Source organism: Clostridium cadaveris (assembly GCF_020911725.1).
In the GTDB taxonomy this organism is placed as follows: domain Bacteria; phylum Bacillota; class Clostridia; order Clostridiales; family Clostridiaceae; genus Clostridium_X; species Clostridium_X cadaveris.
Map to the genome: position 1 here is coordinate 2,238,125 of NZ_CP076620.1, position 24,906 is coordinate 2,263,030.

Consider the following 24,906-nt stretch of genomic DNA (forward strand, 5'->3'; position numbering starts at 1 on the left):
GTACTTGACAATCTACACATATTTTCATATGCGCTGCTCCTTATTTCATTATATGACTCGTGAAAATAACAAAATCGTTATAATCACCGATGAATAATGTTCATCAAAAAAAATTTTAGACCGGATAAAAAATCCGGCCTAAAGGAAAACTCTTAACTTATAATGGTGGCTGATGAATAAGATAGTCTAAACTTTGTTCTTTAAGTTCATCATACACGTTCCCGTAATCAGTAGCCCATTTAAGATGTAACAACATATCATAAGTTTCATTATCCGCACCTATTTTACCAGGCGAAGTCATATTTAAACTTAGATCTGCTAATTGCAGCATTCGGTCACTTACCCTATATGGAATATGAATTCCGAGACAAGCAGAAATAACATTTAGCTTAGTAAGGTTTTCGCCTTTTTTCATATTACTGATGGTTCTGATATCCAAGCCGGTTACACTTTTCAACAATCTACCCGAGTAATTGCAAATATGTTTATCCATAAGCTTTGTCAATGCATCTCCAAACTCTGATTCCCCAATAGCTTTCAGCATTTCTTTAGACATTTCATTTACCAGTCCATATTGAGTAAGTAATTCTTCACTTATCTCATCGTAATAATTGAATGTCACATCTGCTTTTGCTGCGGGAAGTTTAACATAGTGCAATTTCCCATCATTTTCACCCACAATGAATTGAAGGAAACATTCTTCCTCATGAGCTTTTGCATATTCTGTTAATTCAAGGTGGCCATCGTCAGTTCGTTGAATATATTGAGAAGATGCCAGACAAACCTTATTGTCCACATATGCAAAACAATCAGTTTTTACTGCGCTTGCTACTGCTTTACTTTCAGAGTACCAGTTGGTCAGCGTTTTACTTTTTACCGTTGAAACTGTCTTTTTTCCAACATAATCATTTTCTGTAAGAACAACTCCAACATTTGGTGCTTCTGATACTGAACCGTTATCATTTGGCTGAGTATACATTTCTTCGTCACTCACATATAGATATGGATCATGTCCTCCACTTAACAAGAAGAAACGGAGATACTCTTCACTATATAATGGTAATCTAAGTTCAACATACTCGTTTCGGAGAACACGCTTAAAAAACTCTCTAGATTTAATCTTATTTACCGAATTTTTAAGTTCTGTAAATTTACCATAATTATCAAGAGTGCTACTATTAACTTTTCTCTCCAACAGTTCACGAAGAAGATTAAAGCTACAACCAAGTCTCCTAACAACACGATTAATTCTGGCATATTCGTCTGCCTTCATGTAATCTGCAATATACTGCCTGAAAGTTTTTCCATGAACTAAATCTGCTTTTCCATTCTCTACAGCATGCACAAATCGTTCAGCGTAGCGTTGTTCTTCTTGAGATAACATGGAAAAAGATCTATGTAGTTCTTTTAATGCCGCAGCCACAATTGAAGGATCGGTATCGCCCTGTATCAATGTGACATACTTATCAAAATTGGAATTCATATAGTTAGCATCAATTTTTCCAGTATCATATTCAGTGATATGAATATCCACCTCGTAAGGAACATCTCCGCCTCGGCCTCCACCACCGCCTCTTGAAAGTTCTTTGTATCTAGCAAGGAGGGTCAAATATGTCATCTCGTCAACTGCTACTTCAATAGCATCCTCAACCTGATTCTCGTCTGGATAAAATTTTCTAGACCATACAAATCCCTGAATCAATGCAGCTTCCAGATGTGTTACAAACAGTTTGAAATCCTTGGCAAATTTCGCTACTGTAGCTGAATCCTCTGGTAGTTTTTCAAAACTGTCAATATTAGCATTTTTGAAGAGCTGCTCAATACCCAAATACAAAGTATTCATATGTCTGAGGTTATTTGGGAGCTTGTCTACAAAAAGACCTGTGGGAACATCTCCCGAGTAGGCTTTTACCGCGGCTTCAATGTTTTTCTCCATGGTATTAGGACGTCGATAGTATTTTATGATTCCGAAAGGTTTCTCTGCCATATCATAGAGACGGTTGGTTCTAGAAAATGCCTGGATAAGATTTTCGTATTCCATAACTTTATCTAGGTATAACGTATTAACCCACTTAGAATCAAATCCAGTTAGCATTTGATTTACAACAATCAAAATGTCAATTTGCTCATCTTTGCCCAAGCGTTCATAAGGCTTTTTATGTGACATGCGCAAACTAACATCTTTACGAAATTTATCGTAAGAAGCAATGGAGAAAGATTGAGAAAACTTACTGTTATAGGCATCCAACATTTCTACAATGCCGTCTTCCTTTTCAAGAGAGCCACCACCCTCGTTATCAATAGACGGATCGAACATAGCCGTAATCGTTAGTTCCGGCATTTCCTTTACCATCAGACGATAGTACTCTACTGCTTCCGGAATACTGCTGGTTGCAAAAATAGCATGAAATTGTCTGTCTCGGCTGTAAAGGGGCCATTTCTTTTTAATATCAGTAATAATTCCCATCTTATATTCAGGTGTTTGATACTGCTCGTTTGGAATGTAATCCTCTATACCACTGATCCATTTACCATTAACAATCTCTCCGTACATTTTCACCTGTGATGAATCCATATATTTGAGAAACATTTTCTTCTTTTTTGGGTCACTCATGGCTTCCTGCTGAGAAGATGCTTTTGCTTTTTCTAATGCAATTTGTTCCCTCAAATCGTTGTCATCATATATACGAACAAGGTATGGATCAAACCCAAGTACATTCCTGTCTCTTATTCCATCTCCTAAAGTATATCTATGAATTTCATCTCCAAAAATAGTAGGTGTGGTACTGTCTTTCTTTGCATTTAAATCCTGTATTGGTGTTCCGGTGAAACCAAAAATAATAGCATTCTTAAAAGTATTCTTGATGTGAATCAGCATATCTCCGAATGTAGAACGATGACATTCATCAATAATGATAACCATGCGCTTACGCTGTATTGCTTTGAGGTCTGCATCATTTAATCCAGAATCCTCAGCAGTAATATTACTGAGTTTCTGAATAGAGGTAACAATTAGCGTATTATCAAGATCATCACTTTTCAATTTAGAAGTCAGGATCGTCGTATTTTCAGTTGCCTGTACTGATTCACTTTCAGATGCAAAAGAACGGTATTCTTTTAAGGATTGAATACCTAGTTCTTTACGGTCAACCAAGAATACTACCTTCTCTGCATCATGGTTGCTGGCAATCAACTGCGCCGCCTTAAAGCTGGTCATAGTCTTACCACTGCCCGTTGTATGCCAAATATGGCCTCCCAACTGGTTACCGTCATCCCAGTGACTTTTCTTATCTGCCACAATGTCAGCAATGCCTACAGCAGCATAATACTGATAGCTTCGCATTACCTTAAGAATTCCATCATCAGTATCTGCAATCGTATAGAAACCTATTAACATATGTGCCATAGGTATAGACAAAAACCTATATACGAAAGTATGCCAATCATTGATGGGATTATTATTAACGTCAGCCCAATGGAAGTAAAACGCCTTATTAAACACGCCATCTTCACCCGGATTGGCAAAATAAACTGATTCCTTTGGCTGCATTGCCACAAAAATCTGAACCATAGAAAAAATTCCACGGAATACACCTTCGTGGGAATATTTCTCTATCTGGTTATACGCTTCACTTACTGGGATACCACTACGCTTTAACTCTAGGTGGATTACCGGCATACCATTAATAAGTAGCATCAGATCTCCACGTCTATTGTTAAGAATGGGAGACTTGGTTTTGAATTGTGGCTGCTGTACTATTTGATAGCGACTTTGGCCTAAAGCAATTTCTTGACGGTCATAAATTTTCAAACTAACTTCTTTTCCAAGATGTAGTTGATCTTCTGGGTTATCGCGAGTGATTGAAATACTTCTACCGTTGATAAATTCATTCAGTAGAAGTGGTGACTGTAGCGCCTTTACCTGGTTTATAATCTGATCCATTTCACCTGCTGTCAAAGGACAATCATTCAAACGTGTATTTTGCTTGTTATTATTGAAAAGAATATCTGCCCAGTTTTGAATCAAATCTTCTTCAGTAGGATATCGTATAACATCAGGTTCCCAGCCATATTCAATCAGGGTTTTAATGACAGCATCTTCAAAGTCTTTTTCTTCTGTATATATAATTTCAGACATATAACTTCCCCCCCCCTAATTTACACAAACATTTTTTCTAAGCAACCGGCTTTAATGATTTTTAATTTATCCAATTTACGCTGATGAAGGGTAATAAGATTGTCGAGATTCTGGAAATAGTCTCCGATCTTCTGCTGTTCAATCTGTGATTTTGGGCACATGATTTCGCTGCGCAAAATATTATCATTGTACAAGTGCTTAATCGTAGAACCTTCAATAAGCCAATTAATGACTTGATATGAAATCTTCAAAAACTTTTTATTAATGCGACCATCAGTCTTAAGCCACACGACATTGGAATCCTGAAAGTACTCATCTTTTCCCATATATTCAGCAGTTCTTCCTATACTCCCAACTACAGAGATCAATATATCTCCAACTTCTGGATATGGATATATCCTCTTAAATTCTTCATATATTTCACGAGAAATGTACGAATCTGGTTCCAGTCCTAAAGTTCCATTTTTATAAAAAGGGATTTCTCCATTTTCAGATGTTTGTTCTTTGAATATACGCTTGCAAGTCTGAACCGTTCCAAGTTCCCCTAACTTACGAAGTTCCCAATCATCAGTAAATTCCTCAAATCGTATTTCAGGAGTTTTCGAACCTTCTTGTGGAAACATTTTTTTGAGCATTGCTTTTTTCATGATTACTAATTTTTCATATTCACGTTGTTTAGACGTGATTAGGTTATCTAACTCTAATAGCAGTTTTGTGATCTTTTCTTGTTCATCAGCTGTTGCTATTTTTACAAAAAGTCTAGCTAATTTTTTCCCTGATAGCGCATACCTTGTTCCACCCTCTGTACTCTGTACAATTTGATTTTTAAAGTTACTATTGTGGTTCATATAGTAAGTCAAAAAATCTGCAATATTATTTTCCTTCACTGAAAACACAGGATATGCCGGACTCACAATACCAATTTTTATCAGCCTTTGAATATTGAAATAGAATTCATTTGTATCACTCATAGCCCTATATGTAATAAATCCATATGGGACTTTTTTATATCCGCGATTAGAAGCAGTTGTTACTTCTTGATTGAAATAATCCTTTTGCAGATATATTCCACTCATTGTTGATGACAGAACTGGATATTCATCTTCGATAAGAGTTTTGTCATCAAGAAAATTTATTATTGATCCAACCATACAATGTTTCCAGTCTTCAGTAAATCCTTTAAATCTGACAGCAGGTTTTTTCTTTTCTTTATCCATCCTTAAACCTCCAGACTCTTTCTAAACTCTGCCAATCCTTCCATATCAGATACACTTCCGGTAAGATCACCAAGCATCTTATACAAGGTTTTGCTAGTATCAGTTATACCTTCTTCAATATTTGCAAATGTAGTAGCATATTTATTGTTCAGTGTGATGATTTTGGAAATCATCTGATTAATCGTATCTTCTGGCAACTCGAATATTCCACTTACAAGTGGTTCAATCCATTTCAAATCCAAAAGTCGCAATGCAGTATCTTCATCCATATGCTCAATGGTATCTTTTGTTTTTAGATGGAGTTCATCCTTTTTGATTCGAAGTTCACGCTTGATTTGTGTTTCTTCGTCCATTAGCATAAGCACTTGCTTCATCTTTGCCTCAAAAGAATTCTCAGGAAAATCGTATTCCATCTGCAATTGCGCAATACGACTGTTAATAGCAGGTTTGCCATAAGTGCCATCCTTATTTGCATTCATCTCATCCCACGCAACTATATTGGTTGTGGCAATATAATCCAACTTATCGTTCTTTTTTGAAAGTAGTAGATATTTTTGAAGAGCAGCAATTTCCGGACTATCTACATCCTTTAATGCCTCTGCTACAAAAATTTTGACTTCCTTCGCAACAAAAGAGTCCTTTTCTTCAGTCACTGTACTTCCTTCCAGTTCGTCATCTTCCAACGACTCTAAAACTTCAGTATAGATAGAAGTGATTTCATGCAAACGATTTTCAATCGCGATAATCTCATTCAGTTCACCTGTGTGTATTTCTTTCTGCACCAATTCAAAAGGAAGAATACGGCCTTTCCAGCCTTCCTGTACTTCTGGCACTTCATCGTCGTCATCTGATTTCTTTTTAATAACCATATTGGGGTCAACTTGGAAAATCGCTTCAAACCCTTCACCCTGTATCATTTCTAAATCAGCCGCAATAACGTCCCAATTCTCCGATAAGATTTGGTAGGCTTTATATTTATCCAAGAGTTTGACTTTTGAAATGCGATTGAAAATATCTTGACACACTTCATCCTTTTTGCCTTGCGAATTTACATCCAAAATATCTTCGATGAGAGAATCATGTAAGGATTTATAAAAACCATCAAAACTAGCAGCAAAAGACTGTCTGTATTCTTCGATGGATGGAACCTCAAGGGTGACAGCTTGGATGTCCTCGTGTGGAATCATTAAATAACCTTCAGACATCTCTTTGAATAGCGCATCAAAAATACCAGGAAATGTATCCCAATACTCCTTAAGTAATGTGGCTTCGTGTAACGGAATGCCACCAAACATAGTCGACCGAATATCCCAAGTTTCTGGAGCATCAGAAGAATCCACATACCTAGGAATGTTTAGGTTGTATTCATTTTCACGAATTTTATTTTTGGTCACAAGAACTGCATATTTTTCAATAGGCTGTCTGAGTCTTACAGCATCTGCAATCTTTTTAATATCACAGGCACGAAGTTTGTTATTTTTTCCTGCTTTTTCAAATCCTTTTGAAGCGTCAATAATCAACACATCAGAATCCTTACGTGTTTTTCTCAACACCATAACAATCGTAGGAATAGATGTTCCAAAGAATATGTTTCCAGGCAGACCGATGATGGCCTCTATGTGATTTCTTTCGATAAGCGTTTCTCTGATTTTACCTTCTTCACCACCACGGAATAATACACCATGTGGTAAAACAATAGTCATAATACCATCATCTTCTAAATGATATAACTCATGCAACAAAAAGGCATAATCTGCCTTTGCTTTCGGAGCCACGCCATATTCCTTAAAACGTCGATCATACTCTTTATCTTTTGGGTCCCATTTTTGAGAATACGGTGGATTAGAAACTACAGCATCCACCTTGACTAGCTGATAAGTCTGCTCTCTATTTTGGTCATTTTCAAAGAAAGGCCAATCATCCTCTAAGGTATCGCCATTTCGTACATTAATGTTTCCAGGGTTGATGCCACGCATAACCAAATTCATACGAGTAAGATTATATGTGTTTTCCTTCAACTCCTGTGCATAGTAATCGACCTTATTCTCACCAGAGATAAATCGACTAATTGATGTACCTATATTAATGAGTAGAGATCCAGAGCCAGATGTTGGATCATAGATTCTAATGTGCTTTTTGTGCTTTAAATTTTCAGCTATAATTTCAGACATCAGAATTGACACCTCATGCGGAGTGTAGAATTCTCCAGCCTTTTTTCCTGCATTGGCTGCAAACATGCTGATAAGATATTCATAAATAAATCCTAGAATATCATAATCCTGCTTCCCATCCATAGGAATTCGTCTAATTAGCTTTAACAAGCTCTTTACTGACTTAGTCTGCTTTTGAGCTGTATCGCCCAATTTAGAAAGACCAGACTGCAGAGTCTTAAAGATGTTCTCAAAAATCTTCTTATAGGTCTCTTCTATGTTTAAGTCAAATGCATTTAGAGCATCACGAACATTGGCGATATTAAAATCATCGCCCTTCTCAAGCCATGTAGAGAACAGATTATTATATGAGATAAAATATCCAATATTCTGGCGAATGTGCTTTGCCAGTTGAACATCCTCCTCACTGATTTTTTTTATGTCGACATCTTTATATCCTTCGTCTTTCAAAAACTGAATTTCACGTTCTGAAAGGTACTTATAAAACATAAAACCGAGGATGTAATCCTTATATTCATTTGCTTCTATCTTGGAACGCATTTGATTTGCTGATTGCCAAATTGTAGAAGCTAATTGTTGTTTATTCATCGTCATTCTCCTCCCGTTTTTCGTAGGTAAGCCTAATGTCATAACCTAATCCTTCCATCATTTGAATAAAGGTTTTATTTATAACACCATCATCTTTCTTTACGATACGATTCACATACTGTACGGTTTTTCCTATTTTTTCAGCCAAAGCAGCTTGTGTTGTATCAGCTTCAACACATTTTATTTTAATATCTTTTTCGATGTTATTTTTTATCATAGAACTGCCCTCCGTTCAGTAGATATACAAATCCATTTAACATTATGGCACAAATAAGATGATTTTGTCAATATATCTGGTTTATAACCACTGAGTAAGATTTTTTATAGGATTTTTTATAGATTCTTTTAGTTTTTGTATCACTTTAACAATCCTATCTCTACAACCTACCCAATTTCAATCCTGTCAACTCAACCCTGTGGCTTTCTATCCTTGGATATGCTTAGTTCTTGTCTTACAAAGAAAAATCCGAGCGCCGGAATTTATACTCCGACCCTCGGAAAATCCATATTTCAAGCATTTTTGCTTACTTACTTATCAACTCTTGACATCAATACTACCGTCTCAACAGTATTACCTTTTTCCCACAAAAGCCGCCTTACCTCTTGACCATCCCGATATATTGGGAAATTAAACTCTATCGACTTCAAAGGCTGCTCTGACTCCCCATTTGGATATATCTGAATTTCTTTTATGAGATAAGTAATAAGGCTTTTCTTTTCCTCGTCACTTATTATATCATAGAGCTTTCCGAAATTCAGCATAAGCTTGTAAATATTATCCAGAGTGATTGTTTCCATTTCGATAGAACTTTTTCTCAGCTTTGCATCTTCAATCCGTTCTTCCAACTCTACAATCGTATCATACAAGGCATCAAGTCTTAAAGTCATGTCGTGGATTTTTCTTTCTCTGAAGCGGGTATCAACAGGCAGATTATCAATTTCTCTCTCCAGACGTGCTTTGTTCAAATCAACTTCTTTCAGCTTACTCTCGTAATTGGCAAGTTCCTTATCAATAGCTGTTGTATCGGTCTGTACGCCAATACGCTTTTCAATCTCTTTTGCAAAATACTTATCGCTTACCAATTCCTTAACAGCTTCAATTACAAGTGGCTCAATATCTGTTTTTCTTAGCGATGCTTTATAATCACAATGATGTCCTCGCTCCTGCTTATTTCTACCACAAATATAATAGTAAACCTCTTTGTATGTGCCGTCTTTATTTGTCCAAGCGTGTTTGTTCGTATACATTGAACTTCCACAAAGGGGACACTTTAATATCCCCGTCAAAAGGTGTGATCTATCCTTACCGATTTTGGATGGCTGTTTAATTCCTGTTGCCATACGCTTTGCGTGAACCTTTTGCCACAATTCCTCGCTGATAATTCCTTCATGTTGTCCATCTTCCAGAATGTAATCCTCTGCATGAACCTGCTTATATTCATTTTTTGTACCTTTTACCTTTTCTCGTGTTCTTCTGCCATAAGCAATCTTTCCACAATAAACAGGATTGTCTAATATCAACCGTATAAAATGACTGCTCCAAGTTTCCAATGTGCCGTTCTGACGAGGTATCTTCTTTATACCTTGAAGATTAAGATATTTTGCTACTCCGCCAAGTCCTATATCAGAATTAGCAAATTTATCAAATATAATTCTGATTGCTTCAGCTTCCGTTTCTTCTATCAAGAGCTGATTGTCTTTCAGATAATATCCGTATGGTGCAAATCCACCATTCCACCCACCTTGTCGTGCTTTTTCTCTCCGTCCATTCATTGTCTGTTCAATGATATTTTCTCTTTCTATTTCTGCAACCGCAGACAAAACAGAGATTAAAAGTTTTCCACTTGTCTGTGACGAGTCAATTCCTTCTTCAATACAAATAAGATTTATTCCATAAGATTGCACAAACTCTAATGAATTTAGAATATCCGCTGCATTTCTTCCGAAACGGGAAAGTTTGTAAACCAGAATATAATCTATCTCCAATCCGTTTTTTATATCGGAAAGCATTTTCTTAAATGCGGGTCGTCCTTCAATAGATTTTCCTGATTTACCTGCATCCTCATAGATACCGACAATTTCCATTTCTTCTCGGTCAGCAAAGCGTTTTAAGCTGTTCTTCTGTCCTTCAAGGCTATATCCGTCCACCTGCATCTCGGTACTTACTCTTGGATACAGGACACATTTCTTTCCTTCTCTGTTCATCGTACCACCTCCATAATTTTATAGGGAAATGTGATATGTAAGGCTGCGTAGCTTACGCAGCACAATCCAATTCCTGCAAAACTGTCTTTCCGTACTTTTCAACTATCTGTACCATAATATTGATAAATGAATTGAATACTTCGTTTTCATCTTGCATCTGTTTACTTTGCAATTCGGAATTTTGGATATATTTTTCATTTCCCATAATGAGTACCTCCGCTATAAAACAAGCGGCTGTACTCTAATTATAGAAATACAGCCGCATTTTTACCAATGTGCAAATTTATTCTTCTCGCCCTTTTTACACATCTGTTGCCTTTATTTTCTCCAATGCAACACTAATAGCAAGAGCCTTATCAACCCTTGTCACCATATCATCTGGTATCATTCCTAAGTACTGTTCTAATCGCTGTTTATCAATCGTTCGCACCTGTTCAAGCAAAATAATTGAGTTCTTATCCAATCCCTCAAAGTTATTGATTAGAGTGTGTGTCGGCAGTTTTGCTTTGGTGCTTATTCTGCTTGTGATAGGTGCGACAATGACCGTAGGACTGTGCTTATTACCGACATCGTTTGAAATAATAAGTACAGGTCGCCTGCCACCTTGCTCCGAGCCGATAACGGGATTTAAGTTTGCGTAGTAAATATCCCCACGCTTGATTTTTCTTTCCATTATGTTTGACCTCCCAATTTTATTTAGGCAGATATGTTCTGCCTATGTAGGCAGCCAAACAAAAGGAAGTATTTATGGTCTGGAGAAGATTAACAAAATCTCTGTTCTTATGACCGCCTTTCGTTTGGCTGATATGATAGAAGCATTTCAACTTGTCCTCGACACCCCGAAATGCTATGGGAAGTCGCCAAACGGTCAGCAGCGAACTGACGCCACGGGAGTTCCACCCCAACTGTCGTTCTGACAGAGCCGCCCTCATTGCCTGCGACGGTTTTTTCACGCTCGGACTGTGACTGAACGGGAATATCATTATCCTCTTTGTGGGTTATGGCGAAATCGGGAGCTGCCCGATATTTTGAGTCGGTAAAGATAGGCTCACCACCTTTCAATCGCTCGCTGCCGCTTGGCAGGTCGTGGCGTACCGCTGCACACGCTTATGCTCATCACAATCACAAAGAGAAAGTATTTGGCGAATGGGTATTCGGTTGTCAAGGAGCAATCCCGTTTTCGCCACACAAAGGAAAACAGGGCAAGAGTTTTTTGTCCTCTCACCCTGTAGCCCGTGGTAATATTCAATTTTCCCCTCTACTCAAAAAACTTTTTTAATTTTTCTTTGAGCCTATCCATTCTTCTGTAAACAGCTTTTTCAGTAATATCCAGATACACCGCAATTTCACGGGTTGAATATCCTTGTATCTTCATAAAAGCAATCTGCAATGTAAGCCTGTCCACCTTAATCAAAACTTGATAGAGGTGCTGATTTTCGATGCTGTCCAGAAAATCCTCAATCGTTTTGACTTCGGGCTGTGTAGTATCTTCAGCAAGCTCGTCAAGATATGTACCTGTTTCCTGCACTCGTTGATAATACCGTCTGTCTGAATTAAAAATCGCCCAATCGTGAACACGGAGCTTTTCTATATCGTCCTCATTAACCCCCAAGCTCCGTAACTGCTTTTCCTCCGCTTCTTTCCAGAGCCGCCATTTCTTTTCTTCTCTGGCTTTGTTGTAAGCCATAATGTGTACCTCCAATCTGAATTCCTTTGAGAAAATTCAGATTGAGGTGGGCTACGACATCCAACTCCAGAAGCAGGCTTCTCCTGCGTTACGATAAAAAACGACAAATTGAGTAGGGGAGATTTTCTCTCCCCTCTCACACCACCGTACATGCCGTTCGGCATACGGCGGTTCAACATAACTTCAAAGCATGACGCTCATTGTAATAGTCAAGACAGCTTATAAGCCCTGCTCTGGTTAATACGTCTTTTGAGATTGCCCTGGCAACGCATGTCTTTGTCGCGATCCAGTAATAGCGGTCTCCACAATACGCCGTCAGCCTTGCTAGGTCTTTTCCGATTCCCAGCTTCTGCAATCCCCATTGGCGTTTCTTCCGCACTTTCCACTGTTTCCAGATGATGACTCTGAATCTTGTTCTTAAATGTGCGTCTATCTCTGTCATTGCTGTTTTCATAGAGCCAAGGGCATAGTAGTTAATCCACCCTCTTGTCACCTGATTGATTTTCTCAATCTTACTCGTGACTGTTCCCGGCATTTTCCTACAGGTCAATCCTTTCAATCTGTCTTTGAACTTCTTCACAGATTCCTGATGGGGTCTGCACTTCCATTCCTTCATCTTGCTGTCTTTGTAGAACCCAAAACCTAGATACTTTAGCTTCATCGGTCTTGTGATGTGGGTCTTGGTCATGTTGACCTTTAACCCCAGTTTCCTCTGTATCCAGTCCGGTACCGTCCCCATGACTCTTTTTGCACTCGATTCGCTTTTGACCGCTATCACACAATCATCTGCGTATCTTGTGAACCGCAGTCCTCTTGCTTCCAGTTCTTTATCCAATTCATTTAACATGATGTTTGACAGCAATGGCGACAGATTTCCTCCCTGCGGGGTTCCGCGTTTTGTTTCCTCATATCCTTGCGTTGTCATGACTCCTGCTTTCAGATACTTACGGATTAAGGATTCTGTATCGCCATCGTTGATAATGTCATGAACCAGACTCATCAACTTGTCCTGCGGTACATTATCGAAAAATTTCTCCAAGTCGATGTCCACAATCCATTCATATCCCTCGTTTAGATATACGAGCAGTTGCCTGATTGCCATTTCACAGCTCTTGCTCGGTCTGAAACCATAACTCCACTCTGAAAACAAAGGCTCACACATTGGACTTATCACCTGTACGATGCCTTGTTGTATTACCCTGTCCATTACCGTAGGGATTCCGAGTTTTCTCATTCCGCCGTTTGACTTAGGTATCTCCACCCTCCTGACTGGCTGGGGCTTGTACTCCCTGTTCCTGATCTGATTCCTGATACTTTCCCAATTCTCTTTGATATGATCGCCAAGTTCTTCGACTGATACACCGTCTACTCCTCCTGCGCCTTTATTGGCACAGACTCTCTTGTATGCAGTGTTCATGTTGTCTTTGGACAGTATCTTTTCCAACAGTTCTGACATTGCCTTGTGTGCTTTCTCCTTTCCGTTCCCATGGATTCGCCCTAAGTTGTGCAGTACCTGCTCATTTACGTTTTGCCCTTCCTGCTGTCAGGTATTCCATGGGGCATACATTTGATTACACGGTTACATTGTTCAGCCCTTCAGCAACTCCCATTTCAGGGCTTTACCTACTATGGCTTCTGCTGACTTCTCACAGTTCGTTGTTACTACGGTATTTCCCCGCCTGTGAGACCTCACGGGATAAGCCTGCCAATCTTTCCTCGTCTACCTGCCTGATTTACACACATGGGTTACGGTTGCCTTTCGGACTTCACTGTCTCGCGCCAGCTTATCCGCCATGTGTGCCTTATATCAGATTTCTGTTCGTCAGGCTACGATTTCGCTATCCCTTCTTCTCGCTTGCACCTCACGATGTAGACCTTGGGAGTCGCTATGGGGTTCGTCGGCAACTACGCCCCTTGTGGACTTTCACCACAGACTGACGGCATGCCCGTCATACACAAAAAGCCGCAAAGGTGCTAAGACCTCTACGGCAATACGCATAATTATCTCTATGATATGGATATATGACTTCTACTTGGAAAGTAGAAAAGTGCCACGAGCAAGCAAGGCTTTTTTTAATAAGTTATCCTCACTTCTGCGTGACACTATGTAAATAACTGCTGCTTCTGATAAGCAGCGTGGTGGTCGTGCTTGACCAACACATAAAAATCCCTCCAAACTCGAAAACGGGTTTAGAGGGCAGTTGGAATTTTATTTGGGCGTGACAAAGCCGCCCACCAAAGCACCGTTTTTTTATTTGGTGGGCTGATGCCTTTCTATTAATAGTTCTTTATTGATGACAACTTAGCTTATCGCAGTAATTTTGTAACTGTTCAATAGCTTCGGATTTGCTAAATCCCAATGCAAACATCTTGCTCAAATATGAGCAACAAAGTTCTTTAATGGCATTTTGCTTTACCTGCTGTATGCAATCATAATCTTGCGTAACAGAATACTTTCCGCCCTTAGAGCAAATAATGAGGTGTTCTTGTTTTACCGCCTTATAAGATTTCAAAACGGTATTTGGATTGATATGTAGTATTTCAGCCATTTCACGAACAGACGGAATACTATCCCCATAGGAAAGCTCATTACTCAAAATATCATATATCAGCTTCTGGATAAGTTGTCTGGAAATAGGGGTTATGTCGTGAAACGCCCATTTTTCATAATTCATTTTTTCCTCCAACAATCGTAAAATTTCATCCGTAGAAGTCCATAAAATAAAAATAAGCATAAGCAATATGCCAACTGGTATTAGCAGTATTCCGATTAGGATCACGCTGATACCAGTTATGGTATAAGATAGGCATTTTCTGAAATACAAGCCTGTCATTCTACGGTCAACGTCAGAGTACCTCTAAAATCTTCCCCTTTAAGGACGATATAGTTATCTCCAGACGAGATAGTGTACTCCTTTGTGTCCTCTGAATTGTCATTCGCAATCGTATATTCATCATTACCTGCAATCCAATACAACTCAGCCGTACCTTCATCTATACTTAATGTATAGGTCACTTTCAGTTGATTACCGTTTTCTCGTTCCAAAGCAGTCCCGCCGAAAATAAATTCTTTTCCGTTAAAGCCATCATAGGTAGCAGTATAAGTACCTGTATATGCGTCATCACCCTCGGTCTTTTCACCTTGCAGGTCTTTTGCTTTTGTCAATGCGTGTTTACTGTATGATTGCATCCAACTATCCCAACCATCAATCAGCTTATCTGTCAAATTTCCATTATTATGATTGGAGCTACACCCTGCAACACAAAAAGTCAAACACAACACCAGTATTAAAGAGATAAATATTTTTCTCATAATAAGAATACCTCTCTATTGAATAAAGTTAAGGAATACTGCAAGTGCAAGAATACCGCATATAAGCAATATCCATAGGCTACTAATAACCATCCCAATAATGTTTACAACACTTCTGCTATCGTGATTTTTAACACAGACAACGGATAGTGCAAACCCAACCAATACAGATACTATATTTGCACCTGCCCAGACCGAACGCACTCCATCAGACAATGTAATGTTCAGCAGGGATGGGATAAAAGTTGTCAACGGCAATATACTAATGACAATTGCTGCTATACTCAGTTTTTTTAATTTTTTATTTTCCATAATCGTATTACCTCATTTCTTTTTTTCCAAAGCGTGTTACCGCCACTATAAGTACCGAAGTAAAAATCAATATCGCACATGGTAAAAACGGAAATAGCTGAAAAGCTGTACTCTCACTTCCTACGCTGAAATCATGTAAAGAACACGAAACCAAATAGCCGCTATAACAATAGGGATAAGCAATCCAAAGTGGTGTATTCGCTACTAAGACACTGGGAATAACCAACAATAGATTCAATCCGACAGAAAGTAGCGTCTTGCTAAACAATACTGTAATTGCCCACATGATTGCTATACTCGGAAGCATAGTAAGAAACAGGCCAACGCTCCATTTCAGCAAATACATGATAGGTAATGCTTCCGTAATTCCTGCACTTTTCGTTGCAATCAATCCTGCAACAACAAATACACCAAGAAACACAACCATTTCCATGAACAAATAGAATAGCAACACACAAAATTTTGCGGCAGAAAGTGCATATCGGCTAACAGGCAACGCCAACATTTTTAATATTCCGTTGTTTCCCGTTTCACGTCCAGCAAGCATTACGCAAACAACAATCATACTAAATGGGAGTAAATAATAGGCATATACTAATGCACTTTGAATAAACATTGCCGCCCAGGCATTGGTGTATTCGGGTGTAAAATAGCTTTGCAGATTTGCGACACCAGAAACTACTACCAATATCGGAGCAATGAAAATCAGAGGAACAATTTTACTTCTCTTAACTTTCATAAATTCAATTTTAAGTAATTCTAAAAAACTCATATCGGCACCTCCTATTCATAACGCAGATTTTTTGCTGTCCATAATCCTGCAAAAAGCAAGACGGCTGTCTCAATCAATGCTATTATTACAATAGTCATATCTGGCTTTGCACTCGTCGCAACGGCAGGCTTCAGCATAACTACAAACGGATGGACGCATAACCATTTTATATTTGATGTCGCTAACGCCATTCCGCTTAAAAAGCCTGCCACTCCAATGCCAAGAGGTATCCACATATTTTCAAATCGAGAGGATATGAAAAGCATAAAAGCTAATACAGGCATTGATGTCGTAAAAGAATATCCTGCAAAAGACAACAATGTTCCAAGTTCAAATGTTCCCTCTGGCAAATCTGTCATTCCAATTTTGGCAAGAGCTAAGTGCTGCAAGCCTATGGCAAATGAAAGCATGACCGTCAAAATTAAAAACTTGCAAAAATACATAGCAGGAACACTCATTGGCAGCATATACATCTTTTTCACGGCACTTCCCTTAAATTCCATGTTATATATGATACAGGAAGCAACGATAACGCCAAACATATTTAGCACCATAATCATGCCATAAACCTGCGTAAGAAGAACATCCATAGGAGCTAACGGCAAATTAAGCAGCGTATCTTTCCGTACAATAAAGTTTACAAGTGCGTATGCCGCACCCAAAATTCCAACCGCAAGCATTAACGGAATAACGCCTGTTCTTTTTTCTTTCCGAAGCTCAATAGATAACGCTCTCATAATATTGCCCTCTGCTTTCTGCTTGCATTATCTTTATCTATCATACTCAGAAACATATCTTCCAGATTATCAGCGGCAAATCCAGACTGCATTGCGTTCTGCCGTAAACTATCCAGACTGCCCTCAAAAAGCAGACGCCCATGATTAAGTATTCCTATATCATCTGCCATCAGTTCAATTTCAGACAGCATATGAGAGGAAATAAGAATGGTACAATCATAAAGGGCGGGTAACGACTTAATCAGATTTCGGATTTCATGTATGCCAGACGGATCAAGTCCGTTTGTCGGCTCATCCAAAATCAAAATAGGGGGTCTGCCAAGCAATGCACCTGCAAGTCCTAATCTCTGCTTCATACCCAACGAGTATTTTTTAGCAAGGCGGTCGCCAAACTCAGAAAGACCTACCAATTCTAATGCGTCCTCAACAGCACTTTTAGGCAATCCCAAAATACACCTTATAATATCCAGGTTTTCTCTGCCTGTTAAGTTTGCATAAAAGGATGGCGACTCAATGAAAGAACCTGTTTCTTTCAAGATGGAAAGACGGTCATTCGGAAACTGTTTACCGTCAATTTCAAAGCTGCCTGTTGTCGGGGCGGTAAGCCCTAAGAGCATTTTCATTGTAGTAGACTTTCCTGCACCGTTCGGACCTAAAAAGCCGTAAATACTCCCTTTTCGAATATGCAGTGAAACATCATTGACAGCAACAAAAGATTTGTATTTTTTTGTCAACTGCTCTGTTTTGATAATATAGTTGTTCATAGCAACATCTCCTTTCTGTCCTTATGGTACAACACCAACCTTGTGGCAACCTTCTATCCACCTTACATTTACCTTACATTCATTCGCACATTAGGAAATTTCAAAATTCTATGCTATAATATTTAATTAGGAAGAAGGTGTCTGTATGAATTTTGAATATTTGAAAGATAAACGCCTGTTGCTTGTAGATGACGAGCAGGAGCTTTTGGATATGGTTGTGTCTATTCTGAATGAGGAAGGATTTAACAATATTGCCACCGCAAAAACCGTCAAAGAAGCACTTGTCTTAGCAGACAATTTTCAACCAGAATTTGCTATCCTTGATGTAATGCTACCGGACGGTAACGGCTTTTCTTTAATGGAACAGTTAAAGCAGAAAGGCGAATACCCAATATTATTTTTGACAGCCCGTGGAGAGGACGAGGATAAATTCAAGGGGTTTGGTCTTGGTGCTGATGACTATGTCGTCAAACCATTTTTACCAAAGGAGCTAACATTCCGTATAATGGCTATTCTACGAAGAAGCTATAAGGACGAAAATCCTCTTGTAAAATTGCAAAACAGCGTAATTGATTTTGACCGTGCAGAGATAATCAAAGGCGGAGAGCATATCGCTCTAACGGCAAAAGAGCACGACATTTTGGCTGTTTTATACCGCAATGCAGGTCGGATTGTAACAATAGATGCTCTGTGTGAAGCAGCTTGGGGCGAAAATCCATTTGGATATGAAAACTCTTTAATGGCACACATACGCCGTATCCGAGAAAAAATAGAGGAAAATCCTTCACAACCTGTTTCACTGATAACAGTAAAAGGATTGGGATACAAGCTGATTGTGGAGGGCAGATAACATGAACAATTTACCTAAACTTATATGGCGTTTTACGGGTATTCTTTTGTTGAGCTTCGTGCTGTTGGTATTTGCTAATTTTGCTATATTTGCATCCCTTATGGTTTGGCAATCGCCATCTGTTGCTGACTCGCCATATAATGTGGCAACACAGACAGGCAAGGCGTTTCAAATATCCGAAAGCGGATATACATTGCAGGAAGATGTTTCCACGCAGCTAAAAGAACAAAATATATGGGCCTTTGTTGTTGATAACGATACCTTGCAAATCGTGTGGAAAACAGAAAATGTTCCCGATACAATACCTGCTAATTACTCATTGTCTGATATAGCTGATTTATCTGTCGGGTATCTCGATGGGTATCCTACTTACACGGGCGAAACAGAAAATGGCATTGTCGTTCTTGGCTATCCTAAAGACAGCTTTTGGAAACATACAAGTGCGAGTTGGAACTATAACTTTTTTGCCCACTTACCACAAATCGTTTTCATTGTTTTTGCTGTTAATATTGCGGTTATCCTGCTGATTTATGTGGTAGCAAATATGAAATTCTTAAAACCTGTAAAACCAATTACAAAAGGCATACAAGATTTGTCTATCGGTGAGCCTGTTCATATTCCAGAAAAAGGTCTGCTTTCTGATATTTCTGCCAATATCAATCGGACTTCTAATATATTGCAGGAACAGCGGCAACAGTTAAAGAAAAAGGAAACTGCAAGAGCGAATTGGATTGCAGGAGTTTCTCATGACATCAGAACTCCGTTATCTATGGTTATGGGGTATGCAGGTCAACTAAAGGACGATGCAACTTTGACTTCTGAAGAACGACAAAAGGCAGAAGTCATTGTAAGACAAAGTAAGCGTATACAGAACTTAATCAATGACCTTAATCTTGCGTCCAAATTAGAGTACAATATGCAGCCGATAAATCCTGCAAAGCAAAATCTAATTGCTATTGTTCGGCAGGTAGTTGTTGATTTTATCAACATGGATATTGAGGACAAATATCCGATTGAATGGGAAACAGACGAAGCCTTAACCATATGCCCTGTAAAAGCTGATAAGGACTTACTAAAGCGAGCGATTAGCAATCTCATTCAAAACAGCATAAATCATAATGAACAGGGCTGTAAAATCTATGTCAGCGTTACGGCTGACAGCGGCATATGCACCGTAGGTGTTTCTGATGACGGCGTTGGAGCTACTGACGAGCAAATAGAAAAGCTCAATAATGCTCCGCATTATATGGTCTGTGACGAAAATACAGCTGAGCAACGCCACGGTTTAGGACTTCTTATCGTAAAGCAGATTATATCAGCACACGACGGAACAACCATTATCGAGCATAGCTCCTATGGCGGTTTTTCAGTAAAAGTCACATTGCCAATACAAGAATAAAAGCAGAGCCGATGCACTGTTTATAGGTGCATCGGTATTTATATATGAGCTTTTATCTCTTGTATATAGAAATTATATCTCTTATTGTAAGAGATTTCAGACCGTTCAATAAGAACTCTCATTTCTGTAAAATATAATAGAAATATTATATTGATACAAGGTGGTGAGTTTATGGACGAAAGAAACAATGATTTTGACTTCGATTTTACACCGATAGGACAGGCAATCAAGAAAGCAAGGACAGCAAAAGGTATGACCAGAGATGAGCTTTCTCGTATTGTGGATTATGACCCAAGACACCTACAAGCAATCGAAAATGAGGGGCAAAAACCAAGTTTGGAATTGTTAATTCAACTTGTGACAATGTTCGGTGTATCGGTTGATGAATACATATTCCCAGATAATGAGGTCAAAAGAAGTTCCGTCCGCAGACGCTTAGACGCAGAACTCGACAAACTAAACGATAAAGAGCTGTCCATAGTTGAAGCAACTGTCAGCGGACTATGTAAGGCAAAAGAGCCAGAGGAATAAACCTCTGGTTTCAGACTGTAGACAAAACGGTTCGCGATGTCATGTCCGCGAACCGTTTTTTTACCCATTTCCAGTTTTCAAATTTAAATTTTATGCTGGAAAAGAAAAATTGCAATGATGAAGAGCGGTATTTCGCTCCCCATTTTATCCGCCATTTCCAAATTGCCAGTTTCTTTAGATTCATGCAGCCAAATAAGAGGTTAAGCTCCATTTTGATCTTAGCCAGACCTCTGTACTGAGTGTATCTCATTCCGTGTTTTTCCTTTGCATCTGCAAAGACTCTCTCTATGGTTTCCTTGCGTTGTTTGTATCGTTCTTTCATTCCGATTGTATGACGGATTTCTTCGACCTGCTCCATGTAGTTTTCCCATACATGACGCGTAATTACTTTTACGGAATCTTTACTGTTTGTGCAACGATCCCGGTGAGGACAGCTTTGGCAAATTAGCCAGTCACTTTTATACTCCCGATATCCTTCACGGTTCGTTGTGGTGTAATGAAGCTCTTTGTGATTCGGGCATAGATAGCAGTCAAAGAATTCATCGTATACAAAATCATATTTTTTGAAAAAACCAGCTTGAGTCATAGGTCTTTTGTACGGCATGACCGGAGTCTTTCCATCTTTTATCAGCTGGCGGGCGATTGACGGTATCTTATATCCAGCATCCATTATGTAGTATATCCCATATTTCCAATTCTGCCTTAATCGTCGGTATAAATGCCAGAACGACACACTGTCATGGACATTCCCCGCAGTCACTTCAAAATCCAAAACATAATTATTCTTGTCACAACAGGTGTTGGCAGCATAGGCAAAGACCTGCTTATGCTCACCTTTATGGAACCAGCCGCTGTCAGGGTCCGTGGTGCTGACCTTCTGTGTGATCATTTCCGGTTCCTTTTCTTTTTCTTTCAGTGGCTTCTTTCCGTGTTCCTGACGATCCCTTTTGATTTCTTCCTGCAGTTCTTTCTCATAACTGCGTGCTTCTTTTCGGATAACCTCATTACGATATTTATGCGAATTGGCACTGGCTTTGATGTGAGTGCCGTCAATAAACAGGCTTTCTGTATCAAGAAAATCATTTGCTGCAACCTCGGACAGTATCTTTGAGAAGATTTTCTCAAACAAATCCGTGTCTTTGAAACGTCTGGAATAGTTTTTGCCAAAGGTGGAGAAATGAGGGATTTCCTCATGCATTCCATAGCCCAGATACCACCTGTAAGCAAAATTTACTTCAATTTCACGGATTGTTTTGCGCATGGAAGGGATTCCGAAAATGTACTGGATCATGGCAATTTTAATCAATACAACCGGATCGATACTTTCACGTCCAAAATCACTGTATAACTCTTTCACTTCCTCATATATAAAACTCATGTCAATTGCTTCATCCAGCTTCCGTACCAGATGGTTTCCAGGTACAAGATCCTCCAGACTTGCGATTTCCATCTGTGTTCTTTCTGCGTTATCTTTTTTCCCCATCATAAAGAAAAACCTGCCTTTCCTGATGATTCTATTATACCATCTGGAAAGGCCAGGTTAAACTGAAAATAGACAACCGCCTCCAAAAAGAGGGCGATTGTCTACAGTCTGGAGCCAGAGGAATAAACCTCTGGTTTTTCTTTTGCCCATTCTTAATAGGCAGGAACACCGTAACCATAGATGGAGCTGCTTCCAACCGTATATTGCTTTTGCCTGCAAGCGTCGCCAGAGTTACCCTCCACGGTGTAAACGACACCGTTTTCGCATTTCTCCACAATGCCTACATGGGCGGTTTCTCCGTCGCCTTCCCAATCAAAAAAGATAATATCGCCTGCTGATGGCTCATAGCTTCGGTCTTTCCATTGTCCGTTACCCTTAAACCAATTTGAGCCGTCCACGCAGCCTGCGAATTTCGGGATAATCCCGCTTTCGATATAACCACACTGGTCGGCACACCACGATACGAAGCAGGCACACCATTCTACACGCCCATCAAAGCCATACCAACTCCAATAAGGCTGACCGCCCTCATTGCCGAGCTGTGTCAAAGCGACCTCCACAATCGCCTGGTTACCGCCGCTTGTGAACGCTCTTCCGTATGGATAATACCGCAGCACATGGGCGGGATACTGCGTGTCTCCATAGCTGTCCCAACCTAACCGTGCCGCCTGCATGGTGGAGAACTCTACCGCATTGGCATAGGAATAGCCGCCATAGTTGGTCTTAGCCCACGAGATATAGCCATTACCGAAATTGTAACCTTGTAAGGCAAGTTTGATATGCTCCATATCAATCGGGTTTTCTACCTCAGCAGAGATAAGGGCTGCCTTTAATTCCTGTACCCCGCACTCAATCGAATATTCTGGGTCTTTAATCCCATTCGGCTCGTGTGGATACCTTGTGTTAAAGCTGCCTTCCGCCGCCTGCATCGGGTCAAGTCCACGCCCGCCAGACTCCTGCATCATAACCGCCTTGATAAGCTCCACATATTCGGGAATGCCGTATTGTTTGGCATATTTCTGTATCAAAGGCTCATAGGCTTCCACCTCCGCACTGACAGGGGTATAGGCGTTACTTCCGCTTCCGCCGCCAAACAGGGAAACGGCACAGCCGAGCAGGACAACAATGAGAATAATCACAACTGCAATCCAACCACCTGCAATTAAAGCGGAAATCAGAGCTTTTGTTCCTGCAATAATCGCCTTGACCGCAGCTATGGTGGCTCTGACCGTCGCTTTCGTTGCTTCGGCGGTTGCCTTTGCGGTGACTTTTGCCGCCTGTGCCGCCTTTTGGGCAGTTTTTCGCAGAAGCCTTTGCCGCTACCTGTGCTGTTTTTACTGAGGTTTCCGTCGTTTTGATTGCCGCCTTAGAAGTTGCCTGTGCGGTTTTAATTCCCTTTTCGGTTGTCTTGACCGTTCCCTTAGCAGTTGCTTTCACCGCTTTTTCTGTATTTCGGGCTGTGGTCTTAATCATTTTTTGCCCCTGCTGTCGGGTCTTTATCAACTGCGATTTTGCTGTCTGGGAAACATCGGGGGCAGCGGAACGGCTTGCAGCCCCATGACGGATCTGCAAGCCGTGTTGTTCTGACATATTCTGTGCTGCTTTCTGTTCTGCTGCTTTGACAGCCCGACTTTGCTTGAAATCGGTTATTTTATCTTTTGCCTTACCGATATTATCCTGCGTTGTCTTGACTGCCTTTTGCCCCTGCTTATTGAACTGGTGGATACCTTCGTCCTTTACACGGTCTGCCGCAAAAGAAATCCTGTCCGTAGCATATTCTGTGGCAGAGCTTTCATCAGCGTAATATCCCTGTTCCGCTTTTTCCTTTATCCCCACATAGGCAGATTTCATACGCTCACTGGCTATGGTGGCTTTATCTATGGTCTTTATCGTGCCTTTAACCGCATCTCTGGTTTTAATATCAGCCATAGAAAACCTCCTTTCCCAGAGGATTTGCGTTCAAATCAGCCAACCTTTTTTGCCACTACAACGAGTCTGCCGTTCTGTGCGGAGTATTCGCAGGTGGAAAGGGTAATGAGCCTGTCGCCGTATTCAGCGGTCACACCTGTATCATACAAAGCAAGCTCCTTGCACTTCCCGACATAGGAATTAAATTCTTCCTCATTCTCCGCATCAACAAAGTCGTAGTATCGGAAGCCCTCAGAACTGTACGCCACAGTCTTAAATACGGCGACGATTTCATACTCTGCCTGCTCTGTGAGGGTATCAAACTGAATAGTCTTGTGTTCCTCATAGAAGCTCTTGGACTTGTAATCCTCCAACGCTCCAAACATCTTGCCACCCTTGATGTGATGACCGTAGATAACCAGATTGTCACTTTCGGCAATATCACAATTCTCCTGCACATAAGGCGTACCTAAGTCGCTGTACTCTTTTTCAAAATTGTGCTTCAGATAAAAATTCGGATTGTTCCTGCTCTGCATCACAGGATAATTGATTGTCGTGCCGGCAATGGAAATCCAACCCACCATATCCTCATTCTGTAAATACAATTTCTGATACTTGGCAAGCACATCTTCTCCCTCGCTGACAGGGGCATCGTCTGGCACGGTTTCATCCGTGGGAGCCTGCTCTACCATCTCGGCAATCTCCTCAAAGGCTTCCGTCTGCTCGTCCACCTCTGCATAGTAATGATAAATGCGGAAGCCGCAAAAAGCCGCCGTACCTAACAGGCACACGGCGGCTACAACACAGATAATAGATTTATAATTCTTCATA

General features: G+C 40.0%; 19 protein-coding genes and 1 pseudogene. 3 read left to right on the top strand and 17 right to left on the bottom strand.

What is annotated here, in order from left to right:
* Nucleotides 1-157: 157 nt before the first annotated feature.
* From KQH81_RS10580 to KQH81_RS10645, 14 genes are all read right to left on the bottom strand, one after another.
* Nucleotides 158-4,138 (bottom strand): type I restriction endonuclease subunit R, EcoR124 family, encoded by a 3,981-nt coding sequence (locus KQH81_RS10580; RefSeq protein ID WP_230028218.1) that lies wholly within the window; start codon nt 4,136-4,138, stop codon nt 158-160.
* A gap of 20 nt (nt 4,139-4,158) precedes the next feature.
* Nucleotides 4,159-5,355, bottom strand: coding sequence for a restriction endonuclease subunit S (locus KQH81_RS10585; RefSeq protein WP_027640090.1), 1,197 nt, complete (start codon nt 5,353-5,355; stop codon nt 4,159-4,161).
* A gap of 2 nt (nt 5,356-5,357) precedes the next feature.
* The gene (locus KQH81_RS10590) at nt 5,358-8,114 is read right to left on the bottom strand and encodes a type I restriction-modification system subunit M (protein ID WP_027640091.1); all 2,757 of its coding nucleotides are present in this window, start codon (nt 8,112-8,114) and stop codon (nt 5,358-5,360) included.
* On the bottom strand, nt 8,107-8,331 hold the full coding sequence (locus KQH81_RS10595; protein ID WP_027640092.1) for a helix-turn-helix domain-containing protein: 225 nt from the start codon (nt 8,329-8,331) through the stop codon (nt 8,107-8,109). Before KQH81_RS10595 ends, KQH81_RS10590 begins: the two co-directional genes overlap by 8 nt.
* 311 nt (nt 8,332-8,642) lie before the next feature.
* Nucleotides 8,643-10,319 (bottom strand): recombinase family protein, encoded by a 1,677-nt coding sequence (locus KQH81_RS10600; protein WP_230028219.1) that lies wholly within the window; start codon nt 10,317-10,319, stop codon nt 8,643-8,645.
* Nucleotides 10,320-10,620: 301 nt separating this feature from the next.
* Entirely contained in the window at nt 10,621-10,992 is a 372-nt protein-coding gene (locus KQH81_RS10605) for a type II toxin-antitoxin system PemK/MazF family toxin (RefSeq protein ID WP_230028220.1), read from the bottom strand.
* Nucleotides 10,993-11,577: 585 nt separating this feature from the next.
* On the bottom strand, nt 11,578-12,006 hold the full coding sequence (locus KQH81_RS10610; protein WP_230028221.1) for an ECF-type sigma factor: 429 nt from the start codon (nt 12,004-12,006) through the stop codon (nt 11,578-11,580).
* Nucleotides 12,007-12,178: 172 nt separating this feature from the next.
* A complete protein-coding gene (gene ltrA, locus KQH81_RS10615; RefSeq protein ID WP_230028222.1) occupies nt 12,179-13,462 on the bottom strand; it encodes a group II intron reverse transcriptase/maturase in 1,284 nt (427 codons plus the stop codon).
* A gap of 832 nt (nt 13,463-14,294) precedes the next feature.
* Nucleotides 14,295-14,681, bottom strand: a complete 387-nt coding sequence (locus tag KQH81_RS10620) for a GntR family transcriptional regulator (protein ID WP_230028223.1) — start codon at nt 14,679-14,681, stop codon at nt 14,295-14,297.
* Nucleotides 14,682-14,836: 155 nt separating this feature from the next.
* Nucleotides 14,837-15,319: a hypothetical protein gene (locus tag KQH81_RS10625; protein ID WP_230028225.1), complete on the bottom strand. Its 483-nt coding sequence runs from the start codon at nt 15,317-15,319 to the stop codon at nt 14,837-14,839.
* Nucleotides 15,320-15,334: 15 nt separating this feature from the next.
* Nucleotides 15,335-15,631, bottom strand: a complete 297-nt coding sequence (locus tag KQH81_RS10630; protein WP_230028226.1) for a hypothetical protein — start codon at nt 15,629-15,631, stop codon at nt 15,335-15,337.
* A gap of 7 nt (nt 15,632-15,638) precedes the next feature.
* Nucleotides 15,639-16,403: an ABC transporter permease gene (locus KQH81_RS10635; protein WP_230028228.1), complete on the bottom strand. Its 765-nt coding sequence runs from the start codon at nt 16,401-16,403 to the stop codon at nt 15,639-15,641.
* An 11-nt stretch (nt 16,404-16,414) separates the two neighbouring features.
* Nucleotides 16,415-17,140, bottom strand: coding sequence for an ABC transporter permease (locus tag KQH81_RS10640; protein WP_002844376.1), 726 nt, complete (start codon nt 17,138-17,140; stop codon nt 16,415-16,417).
* Nucleotides 17,137-17,904: an ABC transporter ATP-binding protein gene (locus KQH81_RS10645; protein ID WP_230028230.1), complete on the bottom strand. Its 768-nt coding sequence runs from the start codon at nt 17,902-17,904 to the stop codon at nt 17,137-17,139. The genes KQH81_RS10640 and KQH81_RS10645 overlap by 4 nt, the downstream gene beginning before the upstream one ends.
* Before the next feature lie 145 nt (nt 17,905-18,049).
* On the opposite strand from KQH81_RS10645, the gene KQH81_RS10650 reads away from it, so the two are divergent.
* From KQH81_RS10650 to KQH81_RS10660, 3 genes are all read left to right on the top strand, one after another.
* Nucleotides 18,050-18,754 (top strand): response regulator transcription factor, encoded by a 705-nt coding sequence (locus KQH81_RS10650; protein WP_230028232.1) that lies wholly within the window; start codon nt 18,050-18,052, stop codon nt 18,752-18,754.
* 1 nt (nt 18,755) lies between these two features.
* A complete protein-coding gene (locus tag KQH81_RS10655) occupies nt 18,756-20,153 on the top strand; it encodes a sensor histidine kinase (RefSeq protein WP_230028234.1) in 1,398 nt (465 codons plus the stop codon).
* Between the two features lie 171 nt (nt 20,154-20,324).
* Nucleotides 20,325-20,684 carry a helix-turn-helix transcriptional regulator gene (locus tag KQH81_RS10660; RefSeq protein ID WP_230028236.1) on the top strand — a complete coding sequence of 120 codons (360 nt, stop codon included), beginning with the start codon at nt 20,325-20,327 and terminating at the stop codon, nt 20,682-20,684.
* A gap of 10 nt (nt 20,685-20,694) precedes the next feature.
* Here KQH81_RS10660 and KQH81_RS10665 read toward each other — a convergent pair whose 3' ends face one another.
* The 3 genes and pseudogenes from KQH81_RS10665 to srtB all read right to left on the bottom strand — a co-directional run bounded on the left by KQH81_RS10665 (nt 20,695) and on the right by srtB (nt 24,905).
* The gene (locus KQH81_RS10665; protein ID WP_230028238.1) at nt 20,695-22,170 is read right to left on the bottom strand and encodes an IS1182 family transposase; all 1,476 of its coding nucleotides are present in this window, start codon (nt 22,168-22,170) and stop codon (nt 20,695-20,697) included.
* Nucleotides 22,171-22,319: 149 nt separating this feature from the next.
* A pseudogene (locus tag KQH81_RS10670) lies at nt 22,320-24,096 on the bottom strand (lysozyme family protein).
* Between the two features lie 35 nt (nt 24,097-24,131).
* Nucleotides 24,132-24,905 carry a class B sortase gene (srtB, locus tag KQH81_RS10675; RefSeq protein ID WP_230028240.1) on the bottom strand — a complete coding sequence of 258 codons (774 nt, stop codon included), beginning with the start codon at nt 24,903-24,905 and terminating at the stop codon, nt 24,132-24,134.
* Between the last annotated feature and the right edge of the window lies 1 nt (nt 24,906).

Excerpts from the sequence above, each read along its gene's own strand:
- KQH81_RS10600 (WP_230028219.1), bottom strand. The coding sequence starts at position 10,319 with ATGAACAGAGAAGGAAAGAAATGTGTCCTGTATCCAAGAGTAAGTACC.
- KQH81_RS10620 (WP_230028223.1), bottom strand. The coding sequence starts at position 14,681 with ATGAATTATGAAAAATGGGCGTTTCACGACATAACCCCTATTTCCAGA.
- KQH81_RS10665 (WP_230028238.1), bottom strand. The coding sequence starts at position 22,170 with ATGATGGGGAAAAAAGATAACGCAGAAAGAACACAGATGGAAATCGCA.
- KQH81_RS10645 (WP_230028230.1), bottom strand. The coding sequence starts at position 17,904 with ATGAACAACTATATTATCAAAACAGAGCAGTTGACAAAAAAATACAAA.
- KQH81_RS10610 (WP_230028221.1), bottom strand. The coding sequence starts at position 12,006 with ATGGCTTACAACAAAGCCAGAGAAGAAAAGAAATGGCGGCTCTGGAAA.
- KQH81_RS10585 (WP_027640090.1), bottom strand. The coding sequence starts at position 5,355 with ATGGATAAAGAAAAGAAAAAACCTGCTGTCAGATTTAAAGGATTTACT.
- KQH81_RS10655 (WP_230028234.1), top strand. The coding sequence starts at position 18,756 with ATGAACAATTTACCTAAACTTATATGGCGTTTTACGGGTATTCTTTTG.
- KQH81_RS10660 (WP_230028236.1), top strand. The coding sequence starts at position 20,325 with ATGGACGAAAGAAACAATGATTTTGACTTCGATTTTACACCGATAGGA.
- KQH81_RS10650 (WP_230028232.1), top strand. The coding sequence starts at position 18,050 with ATGAATTTTGAATATTTGAAAGATAAACGCCTGTTGCTTGTAGATGAC.
- KQH81_RS10630 (WP_230028226.1), bottom strand. The coding sequence starts at position 15,631 with ATGGAAAATAAAAAATTAAAAAAACTGAGTATAGCAGCAATTGTCATT.
- KQH81_RS10580 (WP_230028218.1), bottom strand. The coding sequence starts at position 4,138 with ATGTCTGAAATTATATATACAGAAGAAAAAGACTTTGAAGATGCTGTC.
- ltrA (WP_230028222.1), bottom strand. The coding sequence starts at position 13,462 with ATGTCAGAACTGTTGGAAAAGATACTGTCCAAAGACAACATGAACACT.
- KQH81_RS10605 (WP_230028220.1), bottom strand. The coding sequence starts at position 10,992 with ATGGAAAGAAAAATCAAGCGTGGGGATATTTACTACGCAAACTTAAAT.
- KQH81_RS10635 (WP_230028228.1), bottom strand. The coding sequence starts at position 16,403 with ATGAGTTTTTTAGAATTACTTAAAATTGAATTTATGAAAGTTAAGAGA.
- KQH81_RS10590 (WP_027640091.1), bottom strand. The coding sequence starts at position 8,114 with ATGAATAAACAACAATTAGCTTCTACAATTTGGCAATCAGCAAATCAA.
- KQH81_RS10640 (WP_002844376.1), bottom strand. The coding sequence starts at position 17,140 with ATGAGAGCGTTATCTATTGAGCTTCGGAAAGAAAAAAGAACAGGCGTT.
- KQH81_RS10625 (WP_230028225.1), bottom strand. The coding sequence starts at position 15,319 with ATGAGAAAAATATTTATCTCTTTAATACTGGTGTTGTGTTTGACTTTT.
- srtB (WP_230028240.1), bottom strand. The coding sequence starts at position 24,905 with ATGAAGAATTATAAATCTATTATCTGTGTTGTAGCCGCCGTGTGCCTG.
- KQH81_RS10595 (WP_027640092.1), bottom strand. The coding sequence starts at position 8,331 with ATGATAAAAAATAACATCGAAAAAGATATTAAAATAAAATGTGTTGAA.